This is a genomic window from Pseudomonas sp. EU05-FHT14B02, from assembly GCF_058791055.1.
The window spans coordinates 123,192-143,844 of the sequence record NZ_JBYTDD010000012.1 but is presented as its reverse complement, the minus strand read 5'-3'; the positions used below and the strand labels follow the sequence as shown (position 1 = coordinate 143,844).

24 protein-coding genes are annotated in these 20,653 nt (G+C 61.8%); 23 read left to right on the top strand and 1 reads right to left on the bottom strand.

The genetic code is table 11. The features are described 5' to 3' along the window. Positions 1-348: 348 nt before the first annotated feature. The 3 genes from AC3WTM_RS13725 (at position 349) to AC3WTM_RS13715 (ending at position 3,489) form a co-directional block, all read left to right on the top strand. On the top strand, positions 349-693 hold the full coding sequence (locus AC3WTM_RS13725; RefSeq protein ID WP_102668869.1) for a phage holin family protein: 345 nt from the start codon (positions 349-351) through the stop codon (positions 691-693). A 167-nt stretch (positions 694-860) separates the two neighbouring features. Continuing rightward, positions 861-1,463 carry a terminase small subunit gene (locus AC3WTM_RS13720; RefSeq protein WP_102668868.1) on the top strand — a complete coding sequence of 201 codons (603 nt, stop codon included), beginning with the start codon at positions 861-863 and terminating at the stop codon, positions 1,461-1,463. Between the two features lie 4 nt (positions 1,464-1,467). Further along, positions 1,468-3,489 carry a phage terminase large subunit family protein gene (locus AC3WTM_RS13715; protein ID WP_102668867.1) on the top strand — a complete coding sequence of 674 codons (2,022 nt, stop codon included), beginning with the start codon at positions 1,468-1,470 and terminating at the stop codon, positions 3,487-3,489. A 1-nt stretch (position 3,490) separates the two neighbouring features. On the opposite strand, the gene AC3WTM_RS13710 is transcribed toward AC3WTM_RS13715, so the two are convergent. Then, positions 3,491-3,931, bottom strand: a complete 441-nt coding sequence (locus AC3WTM_RS13710) for a hypothetical protein (RefSeq protein WP_102668866.1) — start codon at positions 3,929-3,931, stop codon at positions 3,491-3,493. Here AC3WTM_RS13710 and AC3WTM_RS13705 point away from each other — a divergent pair. The 20 genes from AC3WTM_RS13705 (at position 3,930) to AC3WTM_RS13610 (ending at position 20,650) form a co-directional block, all read left to right on the top strand. Then, positions 3,930-4,181, top strand: a complete 252-nt coding sequence (locus tag AC3WTM_RS13705) for a hypothetical protein (protein WP_102668865.1) — start codon at positions 3,930-3,932, stop codon at positions 4,179-4,181. The two genes, AC3WTM_RS13710 and AC3WTM_RS13705, sit on opposite strands and share 2 nt — an antisense overlap. A 44-nt stretch (positions 4,182-4,225) precedes the next feature. After that, a complete protein-coding gene (locus AC3WTM_RS13700; protein WP_102668864.1) occupies positions 4,226-4,432 on the top strand; it encodes a phage head-tail joining protein in 207 nt (68 codons plus the stop codon). Further along, complete coding sequence (locus AC3WTM_RS13695; protein WP_102668863.1) at positions 4,432-5,910, top strand: phage portal protein; 1,479 nt, start codon at positions 4,432-4,434, stop codon at positions 5,908-5,910. The genes AC3WTM_RS13700 and AC3WTM_RS13695 overlap by 1 nt, the downstream gene beginning before the upstream one ends. After that, on the top strand, positions 5,907-7,061 hold the full coding sequence (locus tag AC3WTM_RS13690) for a head maturation protease, ClpP-related (RefSeq protein ID WP_102668862.1): 1,155 nt from the start codon (positions 5,907-5,909) through the stop codon (positions 7,059-7,061). The genes AC3WTM_RS13695 and AC3WTM_RS13690 overlap by 4 nt, the downstream gene beginning before the upstream one ends. Beyond that, positions 7,058-7,402, top strand: a complete 345-nt coding sequence (locus tag AC3WTM_RS13685) for a head decoration protein (protein ID WP_102668861.1) — start codon at positions 7,058-7,060, stop codon at positions 7,400-7,402. Before AC3WTM_RS13690 ends, AC3WTM_RS13685 begins: the two co-directional genes overlap by 4 nt. A gap of 62 nt (positions 7,403-7,464) precedes the next feature. After that, the gene (locus tag AC3WTM_RS13680; protein WP_102668860.1) at positions 7,465-8,460 is read left to right on the top strand and encodes a major capsid protein; all 996 of its coding nucleotides are present in this window, start codon (positions 7,465-7,467) and stop codon (positions 8,458-8,460) included. Between the two features lie 2 nt (positions 8,461-8,462). Further along, entirely contained in the window at positions 8,463-8,783 is a 321-nt protein-coding gene (locus tag AC3WTM_RS13675) for a head-tail joining protein (RefSeq protein WP_102668859.1), read from the top strand. Continuing rightward, a complete protein-coding gene (locus AC3WTM_RS13670) occupies positions 8,780-9,433 on the top strand; it encodes a hypothetical protein (RefSeq protein ID WP_102668858.1) in 654 nt (217 codons plus the stop codon). Before AC3WTM_RS13675 ends, AC3WTM_RS13670 begins: the two co-directional genes overlap by 4 nt. A 4-nt stretch (positions 9,434-9,437) precedes the next feature. Continuing rightward, positions 9,438-9,956 carry a hypothetical protein gene (locus AC3WTM_RS13665; protein WP_102668857.1) on the top strand — a complete coding sequence of 173 codons (519 nt, stop codon included), beginning with the start codon at positions 9,438-9,440 and terminating at the stop codon, positions 9,954-9,956. Continuing rightward, complete coding sequence (locus tag AC3WTM_RS13660; protein WP_102668856.1) at positions 9,953-10,510, top strand: phage baseplate assembly protein V; 558 nt, start codon at positions 9,953-9,955, stop codon at positions 10,508-10,510. Before AC3WTM_RS13665 ends, AC3WTM_RS13660 begins: the two co-directional genes overlap by 4 nt. A gap of 56 nt (positions 10,511-10,566) precedes the next feature. Beyond that, a complete protein-coding gene (locus AC3WTM_RS13655) occupies positions 10,567-10,815 on the top strand; it encodes a hypothetical protein (RefSeq protein WP_102668855.1) in 249 nt (82 codons plus the stop codon). A gap of 5 nt (positions 10,816-10,820) precedes the next feature. Beyond that, positions 10,821-11,147, top strand: a complete 327-nt coding sequence (locus AC3WTM_RS13650) for a GPW/gp25 family protein (RefSeq protein WP_102668854.1) — start codon at positions 10,821-10,823, stop codon at positions 11,145-11,147. Continuing rightward, complete coding sequence (locus tag AC3WTM_RS13645) at positions 11,144-12,025, top strand: baseplate assembly protein (protein WP_102668853.1); 882 nt, start codon at positions 11,144-11,146, stop codon at positions 12,023-12,025. Before AC3WTM_RS13650 ends, AC3WTM_RS13645 begins: the two co-directional genes overlap by 4 nt. 1 nt (position 12,026) lies before the next feature. Further along, positions 12,027-12,635, top strand: coding sequence for a phage tail protein I (locus AC3WTM_RS13640; protein ID WP_102668852.1), 609 nt, complete (start codon positions 12,027-12,029; stop codon positions 12,633-12,635). Continuing rightward, positions 12,628-14,577: a phage tail protein gene (locus tag AC3WTM_RS13635; protein ID WP_256585983.1), complete on the top strand. Its 1,950-nt coding sequence runs from the start codon at positions 12,628-12,630 to the stop codon at positions 14,575-14,577. Before AC3WTM_RS13640 ends, AC3WTM_RS13635 begins: the two co-directional genes overlap by 8 nt. After that, the gene (locus AC3WTM_RS13630) at positions 14,574-15,176 is read left to right on the top strand and encodes a hypothetical protein (protein WP_256585984.1); all 603 of its coding nucleotides are present in this window, start codon (positions 14,574-14,576) and stop codon (positions 15,174-15,176) included. The genes AC3WTM_RS13635 and AC3WTM_RS13630 overlap by 4 nt, the downstream gene beginning before the upstream one ends. A gap of 101 nt (positions 15,177-15,277) precedes the next feature. Continuing rightward, positions 15,278-16,441 carry a phage tail sheath subtilisin-like domain-containing protein gene (locus tag AC3WTM_RS13625; protein ID WP_102668851.1) on the top strand — a complete coding sequence of 388 codons (1,164 nt, stop codon included), beginning with the start codon at positions 15,278-15,280 and terminating at the stop codon, positions 16,439-16,441. 10 nt (positions 16,442-16,451) lie between these two features. After that, the gene (locus AC3WTM_RS13620; RefSeq protein ID WP_102668850.1) at positions 16,452-16,955 is read left to right on the top strand and encodes a phage major tail tube protein; all 504 of its coding nucleotides are present in this window, start codon (positions 16,452-16,454) and stop codon (positions 16,953-16,955) included. Positions 16,956-16,975: 20 nt separating this feature from the next. Next, positions 16,976-17,569, top strand: coding sequence for a phage tail assembly protein (locus AC3WTM_RS13615; protein WP_173677887.1), 594 nt, complete (start codon positions 16,976-16,978; stop codon positions 17,567-17,569). A 150-nt stretch (positions 17,570-17,719) separates the two neighbouring features. Beyond that, entirely contained in the window at positions 17,720-20,650 is a 2,931-nt protein-coding gene (locus tag AC3WTM_RS13610) for a phage tail tape measure protein (RefSeq protein WP_102668848.1), read from the top strand. The last annotated feature ends 3 nt before the right edge of the window (positions 20,651-20,653 follow it).

The following is a 20,653-nucleotide window of genomic DNA, read 5'->3' as shown; positions in this document are numbered from 1 at the left end:
GTGCTTTTAGTTTTCTCTCTACACACAAGGAAAAGTTAAATAGGTAGGACAGTAGGGCAGAGCCCCGAATTTAGGGGGCTGTAGCTGTCCTACTTCGACTTACGATGGTGGGACAAGTAGGACCGGGCACCAGAAGCGATAGCCGATTGACTGTGTTGTCCCTCCGTTGTACCTGCGTCATACCCACGTTGCACCCATATTGATCCATGGCATTAAAACTCGCTTGCTGCCATCGGAATCCACCTGTAAAAAGTACCCATCTTCGATAGGTGCGACCGCAGAGAGCGGCAAGCACCACACACCAAACCCGGCCATTGCGCCGGGTTTTTGCGTTTATGGAGTAGGGCGATGACGAACGAGCAGCAAGCGCTTGCAGAGATGCCAATCTGGTTAGTGATCGTCCTGGCCTTGGTCGGCGGTGTATCGGGCGAGATGTGGCGGGCGGATAAGGATGGGGCTCGGGGCTGGGTGTTGTTGCGACGCCTGGCGTTGCGGTCCGGTGCCTGCATTGCCTGCGGGGTGTCGGCGATGATGTTGATGATCGCGGCAGGCATGTCGATTTGGGCGGCGGGTAGCTTGGGTTGTCTGACCGCGATGGCCGGCGCCGATGTCGCCATTGGGTTGTACGAGCGCTGGGCGGCGAAGCGGCTGGGGGTCTGCGAAGTGCCACCCGCAGGCGGTGAAAAGGGGTGATGCTTCTTGCCGGGCCGCCGAAAATCGCCGGGGACCCCGGGGTTATCCGGAGGGTACGGGGTCGGAAACCCGCGGGAAAGTGTTAGCGGCAGGGTTGCCAGCTTACTGAAATTCAATCCATTGAAATTGAAAGGTTTGCATTGAAAAGCCGTTGAAAAGGAGGGCTTATGACAGAACCAATGTACCTGTCAAAGAGCGCCTTCGCGGCTCGGATCGGCAGGGCACCCAGCTACATCACCTGGTTGAAAAACAACAACCGACTGGTGCTGACTGCTGATGGTAAGCAGGTGGATGTCACGGCCAGTGAAGCATTGATTCGCGACACCGCTGACCCGAGCAAAGCCGCCGTTGCTGATCGACATCATCAGGATCGGCTGCAGCGTGACGTGTACAGCCAGCTGTCCAGCCAGGTCGAACCGACTTCGATGGCTGCGCCGCCGCCAGTGATTGCCCCTATCGGGCAGTTGCCCGACTTCCAGAAAGCGCGTGCACTGCGCGAACACAACCTGGCCCAGCTCGCCGAGATCGAATTGCACAAGGCCAAGGGCTCGCTGGTCGCCATGTCGGCGGTTCAGACCGGTGCTTACAACGCCGGACGCATGCTGCGCGATCAACTGCTGGGCATGCCGCCGCAATTGGCTCCTGAGTTGGCGTCCATGACGGACCCTTGGGAAATCGAAAAACACCTCACGGCGGCGATCCGTCGCTCGCTGGAAGACGCCGAGCGCATGTCTTCAGCGGACTTAGAACACGAACTGACCACGAGTTAAGCCCATGCCCACAGAGATTCCTGACGGTGCAGAGGTGTACCGAGAGGCGTATTTCCGTGGGCTGCGGCCCGACCCGGACGTCTGGATCGATCAGTGGGCCGATGAGTACATGCGCATTCCGCGCGACACCGGTGCCGCTGAGCCCGGCCAGTACCGTACCTCGCGTACACCGTACGCTCGCGAGCCCATGCGTTGCCTGTCACCGGCTCACCCCTGCAAGCGCGTGATCACCATGGTCGCGTCGCAGCTGATGAAAACCCAGATCGGTCTGAACTGGATCGGTGGCCTGATGCACATGGCGCCGTCGAACATCCTGGCGTTGCTGCCCAGTCTAGGCCTGGCCAAGCGGGTGTCGTCGCGTATTGGTAAAACGATCAAAGCGACACCGGTATTGCGCGAGCGGGTGGCGACCAGCCGCTCGCGGGACTCGCGCAACACCATGGACACCAAGGAGTTCGAGGGTGGGACGTTGTACGTCACCACTGCGGGCTCGGCGGCCAACCTCTCGGAGCTGTCGGCGCGCTACGTGTACGGCGACGAGATCGACCGCTGGGAGGTGGACATCGGCGAGGAAGGCGATCCCATCGAGCTGGCGGAAACCCGGGGCAGTACCTTCGGTCGCAACGCCAAGTTCTACTTTTCCAGCTCGCCCACGATCAAGGGCGCCTCGCGAATTTCCGACCTGTTCGACGGCAGTGACCAGCGTCACTACTACGTGCCATGTCCGAGCTGCGGCCACATGCAAACCCTGGAATGGGAGCGTCTGCATTACTCGAAGGATTACAGCGTCGTGCACTATCAGTGCGCGGGCCCTGACTGCGACGTGCTGATTGAGGAGTTCCACAAGGGCGAAATGCTTGCCAGCGGCGAGTGGCGGGCCCATGCCGAAGGCGATGGCGAGACGGTGGGCTTTCACCTCAACGCGCTGTATTCGCCCCTCGGTTGGATGGACTGGAAGTCGCTGGCCAAACAATTCGAGAAGGCAAAAAAGGCCCAGGCTAAAGGTGACCTTGAGCCGATGCAGGTGTTTTACAACACCCGTCTGGCCAAAGTGTGGGACAGCGCGCAGGAGCAAACCAAGGCCGATACCTTACGCAAACGGGCACGGTTGGAGCTCTTCGGACTCGGTTCGATGCCGGCTGCAGTGTTGATGATCACCGGTGCCGTCGACGTTCAGGCCAATCGCCTAGAGTTCATGGCCATGGGCTGGGGCGTCGGAATGGAGCGCTGGGTCATCGATTACCAGATCGTCTCGGGCGACCCCGCCGATGAGCGCACCTGGGCCGCATTGGACGAACTGCTTAAGGCCAAATACCGCCATCCGTGCGGTGTCGGTCTCGGCATTCTTGCCGTGGCGGTCGACTCTGGTGGTCACCACACCGATGAGGTGTACCAGTTCTGCCGCATTCGCCGCTGGCGCAACGTGTTCGCCATCAAGGGTGCGAGCAAACCCGGCAAGCCGGTGATCGCTCAGCGCCCATCCATGGTCGACGTGACCTGGAAAGGTCAGACCGAACGCAACGGCGCCGAGCTGTGGTTCGTCGGTACGGATACGGCAAAGGACTGGATCTACAACCGCTACCCATTCGAAGCCGGTCCGGGGGCGCTGCACTTTGCCAATGACCTGCCCGACGACTTCTTCGATCAGTGTGTCGCGGAGCGCAAGGTGGCGCGCTACATCCGGGGCCACAAGCGTATCGAGTGGGTCAAGGGTAAGGCCGAGCGTAACGAAGCGCTTGACCTGATGGTGTATTGCCTGGCCATGGCGCATTACCTGGGCCTCAACCGCTACAAGGAACACGACTGGGAGCGGGTGCGTCAGTCCCTGGCGCAGTCCGGTCTGTTCGACGAAGCGTTGGGTATCAAGCCCGTGCAAGTCGAGCCTCTCAGCAATACCGAGCAGGCTACAGCCGCTGTCGTGCCACAACCAGTCCCGCAACCCGCTGCTCCCGTCGTGCAATCACGACCTGCAGCACTGCCACCTCAACGCCGCAGTTCAAGTAGTGGTTACCTAAAACGAAGGTGAATTAAGACGACAAACCTACAAGCGGGCTGATGAGCCTAGCGCCAAGGCCGAGCGCTTCGGATACCAGTCCCCGCATGGTTTCCTTCCCACCTTCCTTGGCTGCATCCGCGAGACGCTCACCAATTGATGGACCGCCGCTCAAGCTTTCGGGAATGGCATTGAGCACCTCTAACCCTTTAGCCGTTAGTACTGCATCTGACACATGCGAACCGGGCCATACGTTTCCCGATAGGTATCCGGCATTTGCGAGCCACTGGGCAGTAGCCATGAAAAACTCAGTCTCCTCGGACGGTACCTCCATTTGTGCGTGTTCATTCCATTTCATGGGAGATTCGACGTACGCATCAGCCATGAGGCACTTCGGCTTTGGAAACTGAAGATACAAGTCGCCGAGAATCTTTCCCGTGAATTCATTAAACACATCGATATTGGAGACAGCCATGTCTGAAAACTCCGAACAAAAAGCGCAAAAGGCGCAAAAAATTAAAGCCGCCGCCGAGCTCCAACAGGAATTGCGTCGAATGGTCGGCGATCAATTAACAGGGCGAATGGATTGGGTACGCGCCCGAACCTATTGGCAGATACGACTCCCAGAAATCCCACCTGAAGAATTAGCCGACGCACTAACTCACGTCTTGGCTGGCGGCAGTTTCAGACAAGAAATTCAGTCTAGAAACCAAAATTTCATCTGACAGTTTTTATATCACATCACCAGCATTCCTCCAGAGCAGCCTCTATGTCATTTACTCAAAAGCACCTCGACGCGGTTGAGGCGGCTATCGCGCGCGGTGAAAAAATCGTGCGTTACACCGACCGCACCGTGGAATACCGCTCTGTCGACGAGCTGCTCAAAGCACGCGACGAAATCCGCACCTCGCTGGTGAACTCGGCCGGGCCGCGCTCTCGCGTCGTTCGGCTTTGCCACGGAGGCAAAGGACTCTAATGGCCCGCTATCCGACGCTCACCCGTAACGGATTCGTGTTGCCGTCGAACATCAAGGCTAGTTACGAAGGCGCCGGAGAGGGCCGCCGATCCACTGGTTGGGATGCGCCGGACAACGGAATCAACAGCATCAACACGCCGGCGCTGCGCAATCTGCGCTCGCGGTCGCGGGCAGCGGTTCGCAATGACCCGTATGCCTACAACGTGATCGACAAGCGTGTCAGCAACCTGATCGGTACAGGCATCACACCGAGGCCGAAAACCGACAACGAAGCCTTGCGCAAATTATTGCAAGAGCTTTGGGACGACTGGGTCGATGAGTCGGATGCCGACGAGCGCACCGACTTTAACGGCCAGCAGGCGCTGGTGGCCCGCACCGTGGAAACCTCGGGCGAATGTTTTGTGCGGTTGCGTCCGCGCGGCCAGGACGAAGGTCTCGCGGTGCCGTTGCAGCTGCAGATTCTGGCCCCAGAGTTCGTCCCGCACGACAAGTTCGAGACCACCCGCGATGGCAACTTCATCCGGGCCGGCATCGAATTCACCCCCGGCGGCAAGCGCGTGGCGTACTGGATGTACCTGGCGCATCCGCGCGATGCCTCGTCGCTGAATGCGGGTTACAACCAGCTGGTGCGGGTACCGGCCGCGCAAGTGTTGCACATCTTCGAACCGGTCGAACCGGGTCAGTTGCGCGGCGTGCCACGCTTGTCGCCGGTGTTGAAGCGCCTGCGCAGCCTCGACAACTACGACGACGCGGTGCTGTTCCGGCAGGAAGTGGCCAATCTGTTTGCCGGCTTTATCAGCCGGCCAGCCCCGGACTCCGGCCCGGTGCCGAGAGACCCGGTCACCGGCCAGCCGCTGAGCCTGGATCGTGACGGCTTCACGCCGATGGTCGCACTGGAGCCCGGCACCATGCAGGAACTGGGGCCGGGTGAGGAGGTTGAGTTTTCCAAGCCGCCGGACGCCGGCAACAACTATCCCGACTTCATGCGGCAGCAGCTGATGGCGGCTGCGGCAGGGACCGGGACGCCCTACGAAATCCTCACCGGCGACATGCGCGAGGTCAACGACCGGGCGCTGCGGGTGGTACTCAACGAGTTTCGGCGTCGTTTGGAACAGCTGCAGTTCAGCGTGTACGTGCACCAGCTCTGTCGCCCAGTCCGGGCGGCGTGGATGGACATGGCAGTGCTGTCGGGTGTCCTCAGGCTGGATGATTACGCCCAGCGACGCCGTGAGTACCTGCGCACCCGTTGGGTGCCGCAAGGCTGGGCCTACATCCAGCCGGTGCAGGACGTGCAGGCACGGCGGATGGAAGTGCAGGCTGGCTTCGCCTCGCGCAGTGAAATGGTCCTGCGTACCGGCTACGACGCAGAAACGGTCGACGCGGAAAACGCCGCCGATCTGGCCCGGGCCACAACCCTTGGCCTCAATTACACCACTCTTGAAGCGTTCGTCCCCGTCGACGACAAGGAGCAACCATGAGCAAGAAGGCGCGGCCACGCGTTTATAACCGGGCGGGCAAGCGCGTGCCGGTGCAGGACAAGACCTGGTACGCGCTGCAGACCAGTGGCGAGGCTGCCGAGCGGGTGATCGAAGTGTTTGTCTATGGCGAGATCGGCGGCTGGGGTATCACTGCCAACCAGTTCGTGCAGGACTTGCGCGCCATGGACGATGGTGTGTCACCGGTGATCGCTGCGTTCAACAGCATTGGTGGTGACCTGTTCGACGGGCTGGCGATGCACAACGCGTTGTCGCGTTTGGGCGAACGCTGTACCGGCCGCATCGACGCGTTGGCGGCCAGTGCCGCCAGTGTGGCGGTATGCGGCGCACACCGAGTCGTGATCGCGTCCAACGCCATGCTGATGATCCACAACCCATGGACCTACGCGGCTGGTGATGCCGACGACTTCCGCAAGGTGGCCGACGTCCTCGATCAGACGATGGAAGCGATCATTGCGGCCTACAAGGCCAAGGCTCCGGACATCGATGAGGACGAGTTGCGGCGCTTGGTCGCCGCTGAAACTTGGTTGACTGCCAGTGAAGCGGTGGCTCTGGGGCTGGCGGATGAAGTTGGTGACGGTGTCACGGTAAAGGCTTGCCTCGGCCAGGGTGCTGTATTGCAGCGTTACCAGCACGCGCCGGCCGAACTATTGGCTCAGCTCGACGAGCCACCCGAGCCGGATCCCGAGTTAGAGCCCGACGATCCGCCCTTGGTACCGCCTGTGGTCGACTCGGCCAAGCTGGCGCTGATGATCACGCAGCGCTGCGCCGAGTCGGGTATCAGCAACCTGATCGAGCCGCTACTCAGCTCCACCCGGCTCGAAAGCGAAGAGATCGTCCAGGCTGGCCTGATGCGGGCCAAGGCCGTGAACGACCTTTGTGTGGCTGCGCGCTTACCGGAGTTCAGCGTCGAGTATGTCGCGGCGGGGCTGGATGTTGCGGCGGTCCGAGCGCGGCTGTTCGACAAGATCGTCAGCAGCGGCAAGGGCTTCGAAATTGACAACAGCTTGCCGCTGAACAATGACCCCGCACCGCAGGTGCAGGCCAAACAACCTGATCCCACTTCGATCTGGGCCGCTCGACAAGCCGCTCAATCTGGAACTGCGCATGGCGCGAAAGGAGCAAGAGCATGACCATCAAAAAAGAACCGATCCACGCCGGTGAGTTTCTGCTGTCCGAAGGGGCCGGGAACATCTCACGTGAAGCGATAAACGTCGCCGCCGGTCCTGCGCTGGAGCCAGGCCAGATCCTCGGTCTGGTGACGGCCACCGGTGAGTTCGCACCGTACGATCCGGACGCAGAAGACGGCAGCGAGACGGCCGTCGCCATCCTCTTCGGTCCGCTGGGTGAGTCGGATGTGGTGCGCCGGGGGCGTGCGGTGGTGCGCTTGGCCGAAGTCAGCGAAGCCCATTTGACCGGGTTGGATCTGGACGCTGAAAAGGCGCTGGCCACTCATTTTCTGATCGTTCGCTAAGTCGATCAGCCAACTTCATGCACCCCGCTTTGTGCGGGGTTTTTCATTTCTGGAGAGTACCCATGGCCGAGATCGCCATTTTTGACGACGAAGCGTTCACTGTTACCGCGCTGACCGCCGCACTCAATGACCAACCCTACCTGCCGGGCCGCATCAGTGCCCTGGGCCTGTTCCGCGAGGAAGGCATCACCACCCTGACCGTGCAGATCGAAAAGGACGGCGACACCCTGGCGCTGGTGCCGGCCGGTGAGCGCGGTGGTTCTGGCCTGGTAGTCGCGGCCAGCAAGCGCAACCTGATCCCGTTCAACACTGTGCACCTGCCGGAGCGCTTCACCATCAAGGCTGACGAGATCCAGGGCATTCGTGCCTTCGGTACTCGCACCGAGCTGCAGGCCGTGCAGGACGTGGTCAATGCCCGCCTGGCCAAAGCGCGCCGTCAGTTGGATGCCACGCATGAATTCCAGCGCATGGGCGCGCTCAACGGTTTGATTCTCGATGCGGATGGTCACACCCCGTTGTTGAACCTTTACGATCGCTTCGGTGTGCAGCGTCAAACTTTGCCCATGGGCTTGGCGGATCAGAACACTGAGCTGCGGGTTAAGTGCGGTGAAGCGTTGGACATGCAGGAGGACGCGCTGGGTAGCGTCACCAGCACCAGTTCCCGTGCCTTCTGCGGCAAGAACTTCTGGAACAAACTGATCGTTCACGACTCGGTCAAGGAGACCTACCTGAACAGTCAGCAAGCTGCGGCGTTGCGTGGTGACGCCCGTGAAAGTTTCGAGTTCGGTGGCATTATCTGGGAACGCTACCGTGGCAAGGTGGCCGGTGTCTCGTTCGTTCACGACGACAAGGCGTTGCTGATCCCCGAAGGTGTGCCGGATCTGTACATCTCGGTGTTTGCGCCGGCCGACTATATGGAAACGGTCAACACCCAGGGCATTCCGTACTACAGCATGCTTGAGCCGCTGCCGTTCAACAAAGGCGTAGCCGGTGAAGCGCAGTCGAACCCGTTGCACCTGTGCACTCGGCCCCGGGCGCAGATCCTTCTGGAACTCTGACCATGGCCTTTCGCGACCTGATTGCCGAGGTCGACGCGGTGGTGTTCGAAACCTTGGGCGACACCGCACGGATCGAAGGCCGGGATGAGCCTGTCCTCGGCATGTTCGCGGCACCTTGGCTGCAGCCGAAGTTCGGCAAGCTCAACACCGGGTTACGCGAGCCTCGCTTTGAGATCCGGGTCAGCGACTCCCACGGCCTGGAGCAGGGCTTGTTGGTCAGTATCGACCTACCGGCCCTGGACGGCGGTGGTGACTATGACTTGCTGCAGCTGGAGCCCAGCGGTGACGGTTTGGTCGCTTTGATCCTGAGGATGCGTGCATGAGCGTTGGTAGCTATTACAAGTCCTCGGCCGGCGGTGGGATGGTCACCATCCAGTCTTCGTCGGCGGATCTGCAAGCTTTCCAGGACTTTGCCAAGGTGGTGCCCAAGGCGGCCGCGGCTGCGCATCGTCGAGCGATCAACAAGACGCTGGGCTGGTTGCGCACGCACATTGCCCGGGCGGTGAGTCGACAGGAACGCATCGCCGTCGCGGCGGTGCGTCAACGGCTGCGCAGCTATCCGGTCAACGGCGGGGCTATGAGCGGCAAGTTGTGGTTTGGCTTGAACGCCATCGAGTCCAGTCGGATCGGCCGAGCGCGGCAAACTGGCAGCGGTGTGTCGGTGGCTGGGCGGCGCTACCAGGGCGCGTTCCTCAAACAGGTCTACGGCAGCAAGCCCGATATCTGGATCCGCACGGCGAGCAAGCATTTCGACGCGGACGACTATCCCGACAGTACGGTGTCCTCAGGACGCGAGCCGAGTTCGGGGTGGGTCACTGAAAATGGCAGTCGGTTTCCACTGGCCAAGGCCAAGGTGTCCTTGGAGCAGGCACGACCCCATTTCGAAAGCTGGGTGCGCAAGGCGGATGAGCGCTTGCTGCAGATCCTGCAGCAGGAGCTCAACTTCGAGCTGCAAAAGTACTTGAGGAGGTAGTGCCGTGTCGGAAGAGCCTTTTAGCCTGGATCAGCTTTACCGGGCCGTTGAGCAACAACTGCTGGCGGAGTTGCCGGGTGTGTGTGCGGTGACGGCCTGGCCGAATATTAAAGATCGTGTGGCGCTGCCGGCGGTGTTTCTGGAGATGGCCGAGATTGAACCTGGCGTCGATATCGGCACCGGGGAAACGACCTTGGTGTGCAGGTTCGAGGCGCGGATCGTCGTCGATCCGATCAAGCCGCACCATCACCAGCAGGCCGTGCAACTGGCCACCCAGCTCGCGGTGATTTTGCGGGCGCAGACCTGGGGGCTGGCGGTTGAACCTGCGGTGTTCATTCAGGCGGGGCAGGATTGGACCCGGCCTGAGTTGGACGGCTACACCGTCTGGCTGGTGGAGTGGCATCAGCAGATTTACCTCGGTCCGCAGCAATGGCCGTGGCCGGATGAGCAACCGGGTTCGCTGTGGTTTGGCTTCAACCACGACCCGAAAGATGAGTTCTTTCCGGCGGATGACGTGCCATGAGCTACGCCCTTGCTGAGCATGACCGCATGATTGCCGCCATGCTGATGCCTTGCGTGGTGGTCGGTGTGGATTTGGCTGCGGCCACGGTTCGGGTGCAGGCCGGTGATTGGGTCAGCGCGTGGGTGCGCTGGCACAGTCTGGCGGCCGGCAATGCCCGTCATTGGCGCGCGCCGAGCCTGAACGAACAGGGGGTGCTGTTCAACCCCAGCGGCCAGGCCGGCATGGGCACCTTCATTCCTGGACTCTACGGTGATGCCGGTGGTCAGCCGGATAACCGCGACCATGTGGAGGTCTGGCGTTTCGATGATGGCGGTTCGTTGGTCTACGACTGGCAGGCCAAGAGCTACGCCATCACCCTGCCGAGCGGCACGGTGACCATCAAAGTCGCCAGCACGGAGGTGGTTGTAACGGACGCCGCTGTCAACGTGATCACCGGGAACATCAATCTGAAAGCGGCGGTGACCATCGACGGCGCCTTACACGTCACGCAGGGCATCACCAGTGCCGGCGCGATCATCGACGCCGGCGGCAACAGCAATCATCACACGCATTAATTTCAATCTTCCAATGGCCCGCCATGAGCGGGCTTCATTATGCCTGGAGCAAACACATGGCCAAGAGCGATACGCCAGTCACTGATTTACCAGCGAGCCCTGAAGCGTTGCCACAGCCGGCATCAGCTCTGGTTTCGACGCTGATGAAGTTCCGCGACAAGGTCTACACCTCCCGCCAACTGATCCTGCCAGAGAGCCAGCGCAGTCTGCCGGTGACCAAGGGCCTGGTTGAAGTGCCGGGCTCCGACACCGAAGCCGTCAAGTTTCTGAAAGCGCATGACGAATTTGAACTACTGAAGGAGTAACGCAGATGATCGGAATGGATCGCCACACCGGCCAGCCCATTTCCGGCATCGAGCATTTGCGGCAGTCAATCGGCGACATTTTGGGCACACCGTTGGGCAGCCGCCGGCATCGGCCTGCTTACGGCAGCACGCTCCGGCGCTTTGTTGACCTGCCCGTTAACGAGGGTTGGAAGAGCTCCGTGCAGGCGGAAGCGGCCAGGGCCTTGGGGCGCTGGGAGCCGCGTTTGAAGCTGGAGCGGGTGCGGGTCATTTCGGTGATCGGCGGACAAATCAATCTGAAAATCGCCGGTAAGTACCAAGGCGACGACGTGCTATTGGAGGTGGGCGTATGAGCATCGTTGATCTGTCGTCGCTACCTGCGCCGAGCGTGCTGGAACCATTGGATTTCGAAGCAGTGTATGAGGAAGGCCTGGGGGTCTTTCGCGGCTACATGGGCGACAACTGGAACGCCGCGCTGGAAAGCGATCCGGTCACCAAGGTGCTGGAGGTAGGGGCCTACATCAAGGTCGGTAACCGCGCCCGGGTCAACGATGCCGGCAAGGCGCTGTTACTGGCACACGCAATTCGCGACGACCTCGATCACTTGGGGGCCAACGTCAATCTCAAGCGGCTGGTGATTCAGGCCGAGGATCTGCTGGCGGTACCTCCGGTACCGGAGGTCAGGGAAGACGACGATCCGTTTCGTGAACGCATTCAGTTGGCCTACGAAGGGCTGACCACTGCCGGCCCGCGTGCCAGCTACATCCTGCATGCGCGCAATGCGTCGGGCCTGGTCGCGGATGCCACCGCCGAAAGTCCGGCACCGTGCAACGTTACGGTCACGGTGCTGAGTTCCGAGGGCAAAGGCGTGGCCAGTCCTGAGCTGCTGGCCACGGTCAAGGCGGCGCTGAATGACGAGGACGTCAGGCCGGTGGGGGATCGCTTGACCGTGCAAAGCGCGCAGATTATCGACTACCGCATCGATGCCATTTTGCACATGAGCAGTGTCGGGCCTGAGGCGGACGCCAGTCTGGCCGAGGCCAAAAGCCGAATTAACGCCTGGATCAATCCACGCAAGCGGCTCGGGGTCGAAGTGGCGCGTTCGGCGGTGGACGCGCAACTGCATATCGCCGGCGTGTCTCGGGTTGAGCTGGTCGGCTGGGTGGACCTGGCCCCGACCAAGGCGCAGGCGGCATTCTGCACCGAAGTCACCGTGAATCTGGCGGGCTGACATGAACAGCCTACTGCCGAGTAATAGCACGCAACTAGAGCGCGCCCTTGAGGCGGCGCTCTACGAAAAAACCATTGTCCCGCTGCGCGCGCTTTACAACGCCGACACCTGCCCAGTGCATTTGCTGCCGCACCTGGCGTGGGCCTGGTCGGTTGATCGCTGGGATTACCGGTGGAGCGAGGCGACCAAGCGCGCTGCGATCAAGGCGTCGTATTACATCCATGCCCACAAGGGCACCATCGGCGCCTTGCGCCGGGTGGTCGAGCCCTTGGGCTACCTGATCGAGATTATCGAGTGGTTCAACACGGTACCGGAGGGGGTGCCGGGCACCTTTGCGCTCAAGGTCGGCGTGCTGGACACCGGGATTACCGAGGAAATGTATCAGGAGCTAGAGCGCCTGATCGACGACGCCAAGCCGGTGACGCGGCATCTGACGAACTTGGCGATCAGCCTGGAAAGCCAAGGCGTTTTGAACGTCGCGGTCAGCGTTTACGAAGGCGACGAAATCGACGTTTACCCACCGGTGATGCGTGACATCGAGGTCAGCGGCACCCTCGGCGTGGTTGGCCGCGAACACTCCATAGACACCCTGGACGTTTATTATGATTGATGCGAATTCGCAGTTTTTCGCCACCCTCACGAATGTGGGGATGGCCAAGCAGGCGAACGCCGACGCGCTCGGCGTTGCCTGGACGTTTGCTCAAATGGGCGTGGGGGATGCCAACGGCACCGACCCGGTGCCCAGCGCGGCGCAAACCAGCCTGATCAATGAGCGCCGGCGCCGGCCGCTTAATCAGGTGAAGGTCGACCCGAACAACGCGGCGGTAATCATCGCCGAGCAGGTCATTCCGGCCGATGAGGGGGGGTGGTGGATTCGCGAAATCGGCCTCTACGACGCGCACGGCGATCTGGTCGCGGTGGCCAACTGTGCGCCGAGCTTCAAGCCGGTACTGTCGCAAGGCTCTGGCCGCACGCAAGTGGTGCGGATGAATTTCATTGTGGGCAGCACCGGAAACATCACGCTGAAGATTGACCCGGCCGTGGTGTTGGCGACCCGCGAATACGTTGATACGCGGATCATTGAAGAGCTGAATAAGCTCGACAGCAAGCAATCGGTGCGCGTGGCCACCACGGCCAACATCGTGCTGGCCGGGCTTCAGACCATAGATGGCGTGGCCCTGGCGGCCGGTGATCGCGTGCTGGTGAAAAACCAAGTCGTGGCCAAGGACAATGGCCTTTGGCTGGCGTCGTCGCTGGCGTGGGCGCGGGCGGCGGATGCCGACAGCAACGCCGAAGTCACTTCGGAGCTGTTGACGTCGGTCGAGCAGGGCGCCACGCAAGCCGACACCCGTTGGCAGTTGACCACCGATGGCGCGATTGTGGTCGGCACCACGGCGCTGACCTTTCAGAACGTGACGCAAGGCTTTGCCCCGATCAACGCGCCGGCCTTGATCAACCCTACGGGGAACACGCCGGCGCAATTCGATGCTTCGCTACGGCTAGTCACCTCGGCGTTCTTGAAGCGCATGGGGCTTGAATACGGCGACTACACCAACTACTCGGCGTCAGCGGTCTTGACCTTCGCGGACATCGGCAAGGTGGCCGCCTTTGCCAGTGGTGGGGCGATGGTGGCTACGCTACCGGTGGGCGGTGGCACCATTCCGCGCGGGGCGACTGTGGGTGTTGTCTGCGGCCTGGGCACGCTCACCGTCACCTGTGACCCGGCGGAGCAGATTGATGCGATCAACTATGTCGGCAACATTTCGCTGGCCCTGGGGGACACCGCAGAGTTTATTCGCATTGGTAACCTGTGGCGCTTGATCGGCGGCACGGTCGCGCTGAAATACGCCGGCATCATGTCCGGGCCGAACTGGAATACGCCGCCGCAATTCGACAACACCAAGACCTTTATCACTTCGGAATATGCGCGGCGCCAGGGCCTGCAATATTCCAGTTACCTCGCGGTCACGGCCAACACCGTGCTGACGTTGAGCGAGGTGGGCGGCCTGACCAGCTTTTCCAGCGCGGCCCAGGTGGGCTGTACGCTGCCGGCGACCAGCACCATTCCCGCGACGGCTGCGGCGATTATCACCGTCGCGAATGCCGGGACGGGGTTGGTCACGGTGGCGCCCGGGGCGGGCGATACGCTCAACACGCTGAGCGGCGTGGTCGGCAACATCGCGCTCGTGCAGGGTGACACCGCCGAATTTCTCCGCCTCGGTGGTCAGTGGCGCCTGATCGGCGGCACGATCGCGGCGCGTTATTCCGCCATGTTCGCCGGGTCTAACGCGGTCAGCGGTTATCAGAAACTGCCCAACGGCCAGCAAGAGTGCCGGGGCACATTCACCTCCAACGTCACCCCAGGTGCGGCGATGCCGGTGACCTTCCCGCAAGGTTTCGGGCGGGTGGATGAAGTCATTGTCACGGCGATGAATGCCTCGACAACCACCACCTCGGCGTGGGCCGACTCGCCGACGCCATCGGGGTTTAACGGCCGCTGCAATATTGGCGGGCTGGTCTGTCACTACGTTGCAAAAGGAACCTCAGCATGACGGTATGGGTTAAGTGGTCGGATGAAGATCAGGCCTTTGTGTTCGCGGAGGTCGACAACGGCGGCAATGAAATCAGTGAGGCCGACTATGCGGCACTGATGCACGGGCTCAGCGCCGGGATGATCATCGTGGCCGATGAGCATGGCGCCCCGGTGCTGGTGGCGCCCCCTGAACCGATGATCTGGGCCAAGTGGATCGACGAAGACCAGCGCTTTCTGTTCCTGGGCAGTGACAACGGCGGGGTAACAATAACCCTGGAAGCGCACCGCGCTTTGCTGGAAGGGCAAGCCGCCGGCCAGCGCATTGCGGTGGATGAACACGGTTCGCCGCTGTTGGCGGCGCCCCTGGTCGCGACGCTGGCCGAGCAAGAGAGCGCCGAGCGGATCTGGCGAGACTTGCAGTTGTCGTTGTCTGACGGCGTTGTCTCGCGTCACCGCGACGAAGTGGAAAGCGGCCTGTCAACCACCCTCGCGGCTGAGCAATACACTGCCTTGCAGGTTTACCGCCGGCAGTTGCGCGATTGGCCGCAAGGTGCGGAGTTTCCCCTGGTGGATCACCGCCCGATCGCCCCGCCATGGTTGGCCGAGCAAACCCAATAAACGCCCCGCACTGACGGGGCGTTTTCTTTTCCGTTACGCGTAACCCGATCACCCCTCACAGCCTCGCGCATGCGGGGCTTTTTCGTTTCTGGAGATTGACTATGAGTGGTTCTTTTTTTCACGGCGTCACGACTTCGCTGATCGAAACGGGGGCGCGCACCATTTCGCTGCCGTCGTCCTCGATCATCGGCCTGTGCGACACCTTCACCCCGGGCCCGACCGCCACGGCCCAGCCCGGCGAGCTGGTATTGCTCACGTCTGAGCGCGAAGCCATTGCCGCGTTCGGTGCGGGCTCGGCGATCGCCAAGGCGGCAGCGGCCATCTACGTGCGCGCCAAGGCGGTGATCGTCGCGGTGGGCGTGGCCAAGCTTGAAGACGAGGCGCTGCAAACCTCGGCCATCATCGGTGGCGTTCTGGCGTCCGGCCAGCGTACCGGACTGCAAGCGCTGCTGGACGGCAAGAGCAAGCACAACGCCCAGCCGAAACTGTTGATCGCCCCGGGGCATTCCTCCACTCAGGTGGTGGCGACCGCCATGGATGCCCTGGCCGGTAAGCTGCGCGCGATCGCCATTGTCGACGGCCCGAACACCACCGACGAAGCAGCGATGGAATATGCCGAGAACTTCGGCAGCAAGCGCATTTACATGGTCGACCCGGGGGTGCAGACCTGGGACACCGTGATGAGTGCGACAGTGGATGCCCCGGGCTCGGCCTGGGTCGCGGGCTTGTTTGCCTGGACCGATGCCAACTATGGCTATTGGGCGTCGCCGTCGAACAAAGAGTTTGTTGGCATCACCGGCACCGTGCGCCCGATCGAGTACCTCGACGGCGACGAAACCTGCCGGGCCAACCTGCTGAACAACGCGTTCATCGCCACGATCATTCGCGACGGTGGTTATCGCTTGTGGGGCAATCGCACGCTTTCCAGCGACCCGAAATGGTCGTTCGTCACCCGTGTACGCACCTGCGACATCCTGATGGATGCGATCCAGGCGGGGCACAAATGGGCGGTCGACCGCTCGATCACCAAGACCTACGTCAAGGAAGTGACCGAAGGCCTGGACGCGTTCATGCGCGATCAAAAAAACGCCGGCGCAATCATCAACTTTGAAGTGTTCGCCGACACCGAACTCAACACCGCCAGCCAGATCGAGCAGGGCAAGGTGTATTGGCGCATTCGCTTCACCGACGTGCCGCCGGCGGAAAACCCGAACTTCCTGATCGAAGTCACCAACCAGTGGCTGACCGAAGTCCTCGACGCTTAAGGAGCGCTAGATGATTCCTCAAACCTTGTTTAACACCAACCTGTTCGTCGACGGCGTCAACTTTGCCGGCGACGTGCCGAGCCTGACTCTACCCAAGCTGACGGTGAAAACCGACGAGTACCGAGCCGGCGGCATGGCCGGTTCCATCGAGATGGCCCAGGGCCTGGAAAAGATGGAAGCGACCTTTGTCACCAAGGGCGTGCGTCGCGAGTCGCTCAAGAACTTCGGTCTGGCCGATGGTTCGGCGTTCAACGCGTCGTTCCGTGGCGCGTTCCGTGGCCACAAGGGGGCCGTCACGGCGGTGGTGGCCACCTTGCGCGGGCTGCTGAAAGAGGTCGACCTCGGTGACTGGAAAGCCGGTGATCCGGCGGAGATCAAACACGCGATCGCACCGGTGTACTACAAGCTCGAAATCGACGGCCGCGTGATGTACGAAATCGACATGATCGCCGGTATTCAGGTGATCGACGGTGTAGACCAACTCGCCGAAGTGCGCGCTGCACTCGGCCTCTAAGGGAATAGAACCGGATGACCATGCAAACTGCAAACAAGCTGCCGGCCTGGCTACTGATCAACATTGACAGCGCGGTGATTACCCTCTCGCGACCGAGCGAGGTCAATGGCGTGAAGGTCGATACGTTGGTGCTGCGTGCGCCGCTGGTGCGCGAAGTCCGCGCCGCCGACCGTGCTGCCGGTGATGATGACGAGCTTCGAGAACTGCAGCTGTTCGCCAGCCTGGCCGAGGCGGGCCTCAAGGATCTTGAAGGCCTGAAGGTGGTGGACTATCGCCGCCTGCAGGCAGCCTATTCGAACCTAGTGCCGCACGTCGACTATTCGAAATCGCTCCCAGCCTGGTTGTCTGTGACCGCCGAAAACGCCGTGGTCAGCCTGTCGCGCCCGAGCGAGGTCAACGGCGTACAGATCGACAAACTGACCCTGCGCTCGCCCACGGTGCGCGAAGTGCGGGCCGCGGACCGGGCGGCAGGCGGTGACGACGAGCAGCGCGAACTGGTGCTGTTTGCGGAGTTGGCCGGCGCGGCGATCGCCGATCTGGAGGGCCTGAAAGTGGTGGACTACAACCGTCTGCAGGCCGGCTATTTTCGCCTGGAGCAAGACGACGGGGTTTGATCCGGGGGTGATGAAGATGGTGGCGAAGCGTCTCGCGGCGGACACCGGATTTTCCGCCGCCGAGATTCAGTCGATGCCGTTCTCCGAGATGGTGTGGTGGCTCACGGATTGAGCCGCTTCCGGTAATGCTCTGCACAGGGGAGCCATGACATGGCGAACAAACTCTCCCTCGGGTTGGTGATCGGCGGGGCCGTCAGTCCTACGGTCGGCGCCGCGTTCAATGAGGTCACCGGGCGCATCAAGCGCCTGGAAGCGGAAGGCAACAAGGCGCGGGTGCTACAGCGCACCATTGGCGACACCATTCGCCTGCGCGATGAATGGAAAAAGGCCCACGACAGCGGCGCCGCTGGGGCGTCCAAGCTGCTGGGTCGCTTGAATTCCAACCTCGACAGCCTGAAAAAACAGGGGGTCGAGGTCGGTCGGCTGGACAAGGCGTACCGCTCGCTTGGCCAGACCGCGAACAGGGCGGAGCTCAAGGCCAAGGGTTACCAGCAGATCGATGCCGGCAAGGCCGGGATGAAAAGCACGGTCGGTCAGGCCGTCGCCGGGGTGGCGACGGTGGGCATTGCGACTAAGGTCAGCGCCGACTTTGGGGCCATTGTCCGTGACATCGCGATCAAGGCCGGGATTGCCAACGATCCGAAAGAAAAGCAGGTGTCGCAGAAGATCATCGAGACTTCGCGCGACACTGGCATGGCGCGCAATGACGTCGCCGACGTGGTCAACCAGTTGGTCGGGGCCGGTATGGACCTGACCAAGGCGCTGGAGTATGCACCGGTCGCGGCCAAGTTTGCCGTGGGCCAGGGCTCGAATGGCGCCGACACGGCGAAGATGATCAATGCGCTGGGGCAAAACGCCAAGATCACCGATGCCAAACAGATGCAGCAGGCGCTCGAGGCCATTGCCTTTCAGGGTCAGGCCGGCAGCTTCGAGGCGGTCGACATGGCCCGCTGGTTCCCTGAGCTGCTGTCGAACATGGGCAACTTGAACATCACCGGCATGGACGCGGTAACGCAGCTGGGCGCCATGCTGCAGGTGCAGATGAAAACCGCCGGCGGTGCCGACGAGGCGGCAAACAACCTCAAAAACTGGATGGGCAAGATCGGTTCGACCGACACCGTGGAGGCGTACAAAAAGGCTGGCATCGACTACAAGGGCTCGATGCAGACCGGTTTGCAGAACGGCATGTCGACGCTGGAGTCGAGCATGGCGTTGGCGCAGAAGTACATCCAGGCGACCGACCCGAAAAGGGCGGCATTGATGGCCGAAGCCACGTCGAAGATCAGCCAGGAGGCGGATCCGGAAAAGGCCAAGGCCATGATGGCGTCACTGGAGGAGGCCTTGCGAACCGGCGACCTGTTCGCCGACATGCAAGTCAAGGCCGCGCTTTCGGCCTACCTGCAGAACAAGGCGCTGTACAGCCAGCTGAAAAACGACTCGCGCGAAGCCTCGGGCATCCTCGATAAAAACCTCGCCGAGCGGCGTGAATCGTCGTCGCAGAAGTGGGCGGAAATGGCGCAGTCGATGGACGATGCCATGCGTAGCGTTGGCGACGCCTTGCGTCCGGTGACGGATACCGTGGCGGAAGCACTGACCAAAGTGACCAAGGGCATCAGCGCGCTGGCGGACAGCTCGCCCGGAGTGGTCACGGGTATTGCGGCGGTCGGGGGTGGTTTGCTCGCGCTGCAGACGGCTGTCAGCTCGTTCAAGATCGGCAAAGGACTGCTCAACCTGGCGCGCGGAACATTGGGCAAAGGCAAATCCGGCGAGGTGCAGAAGGTCTTTGTCACCAACTCGTTAGAAGGGGACCGTGTAGGCACGGGGGCGGAGCCCAAGGGCAAGACGGGTAAGGCCTTGGCATTGGTTGAGACGGGGCTCAAGGCTTTCGCGGACCTCAAGGGTTCGTCCGAGGCCAGCGAAACCGCTGACGGCCAGGAGGGCAAGAAAGCCGGTGGTTTAGATCTGGTGGCGACCGGGCTCAAGGTGGTGTCGCTCGCCAAAGAAACCGCTGGCGGTAGTGAGGTGCAAGCCGGTCTGGAGGACGGCAGCGTCAGGAAGGTGTTTGTGGTAAATGCGGCAGCCCTGGGTGGCGGTGGACCGTTGGAGAGTCGGCCTCAGGGTCGAGGGACTCCTCGAAACTCCTCGAGGCGGCGTCGGGTTGCCACACCGCCACGACCGAGAGGTCCGTCACGCCCACCGGTAGCTGGGCCTCGATCAGCGACACCGGTACCACGACCGCCGATGCCTGTGCCCAAGACGCCGGTGCCGTTGCCTCGGCCAGCTGTTCCCGTGCCGCGTCCACCCGTATCGCTGCCGCCAACTGGTGGAGTGATGGCCAAGGTGGCCGCTGTAGCGGAAACGGTGGGGAAGGTCGGCAAGGTGGGCAAAGTGATCCCGGGCGGTTCGCTGTTGGAGGCCGGAAGCATGGCTGTCGACACTTACCTGAATGCCGAGACGAAAGATGAAAAAGCCGAGGGTTACGGTGCGGCAGCGGGGTCTCTGGCAGGCACCATGGCCGGTGCCGCTGCTGGAGCGGCCATCGGTTCGGTGGTGCCCATCATTGGTACCGCGATTGGCGGTATGGTCGGTGCGTATCTGGGCAGTATGGGCGGTACGGCGCTGGGCGGGGCCGTGGGCAAGTCATGGCTTGGTGGCGAAGAAGAAAAGCCAGCAACACCGGTAACACCGTTGTTGATGGCGCCTCGACCGGGGCCGGTGGTGCCCAGCTTGGCCAGCATGGGACGATCTTTCAACGGAGCGAACGAGCCCGGCGCGCTGCTAATGGCGGCCAGTTCCGCACCCTCCAGCCCAGCTTTGGGTGATGTCGCCCGCGCATTGGCGACACCGGCACCGGTTAAGCCGACGGCGGCGGCGATCCAACCCAAAGCGCCAGAGAAGCCGGCACCCACCAAAGTGGATCAGCAGTTCCAGTACTCCCTGAGCATGCCGGTCACCGTGCAAGGCGACGTCAAGGATCCGCAGCGCTTGGCTCAAGACCTGATGCCGCACATGCAGCGAATGATGGCCGACGCTGCGAAGCAAAACGCGTCGAGCCAGTTGTTCGATGAACCCCACTTGTAAGGA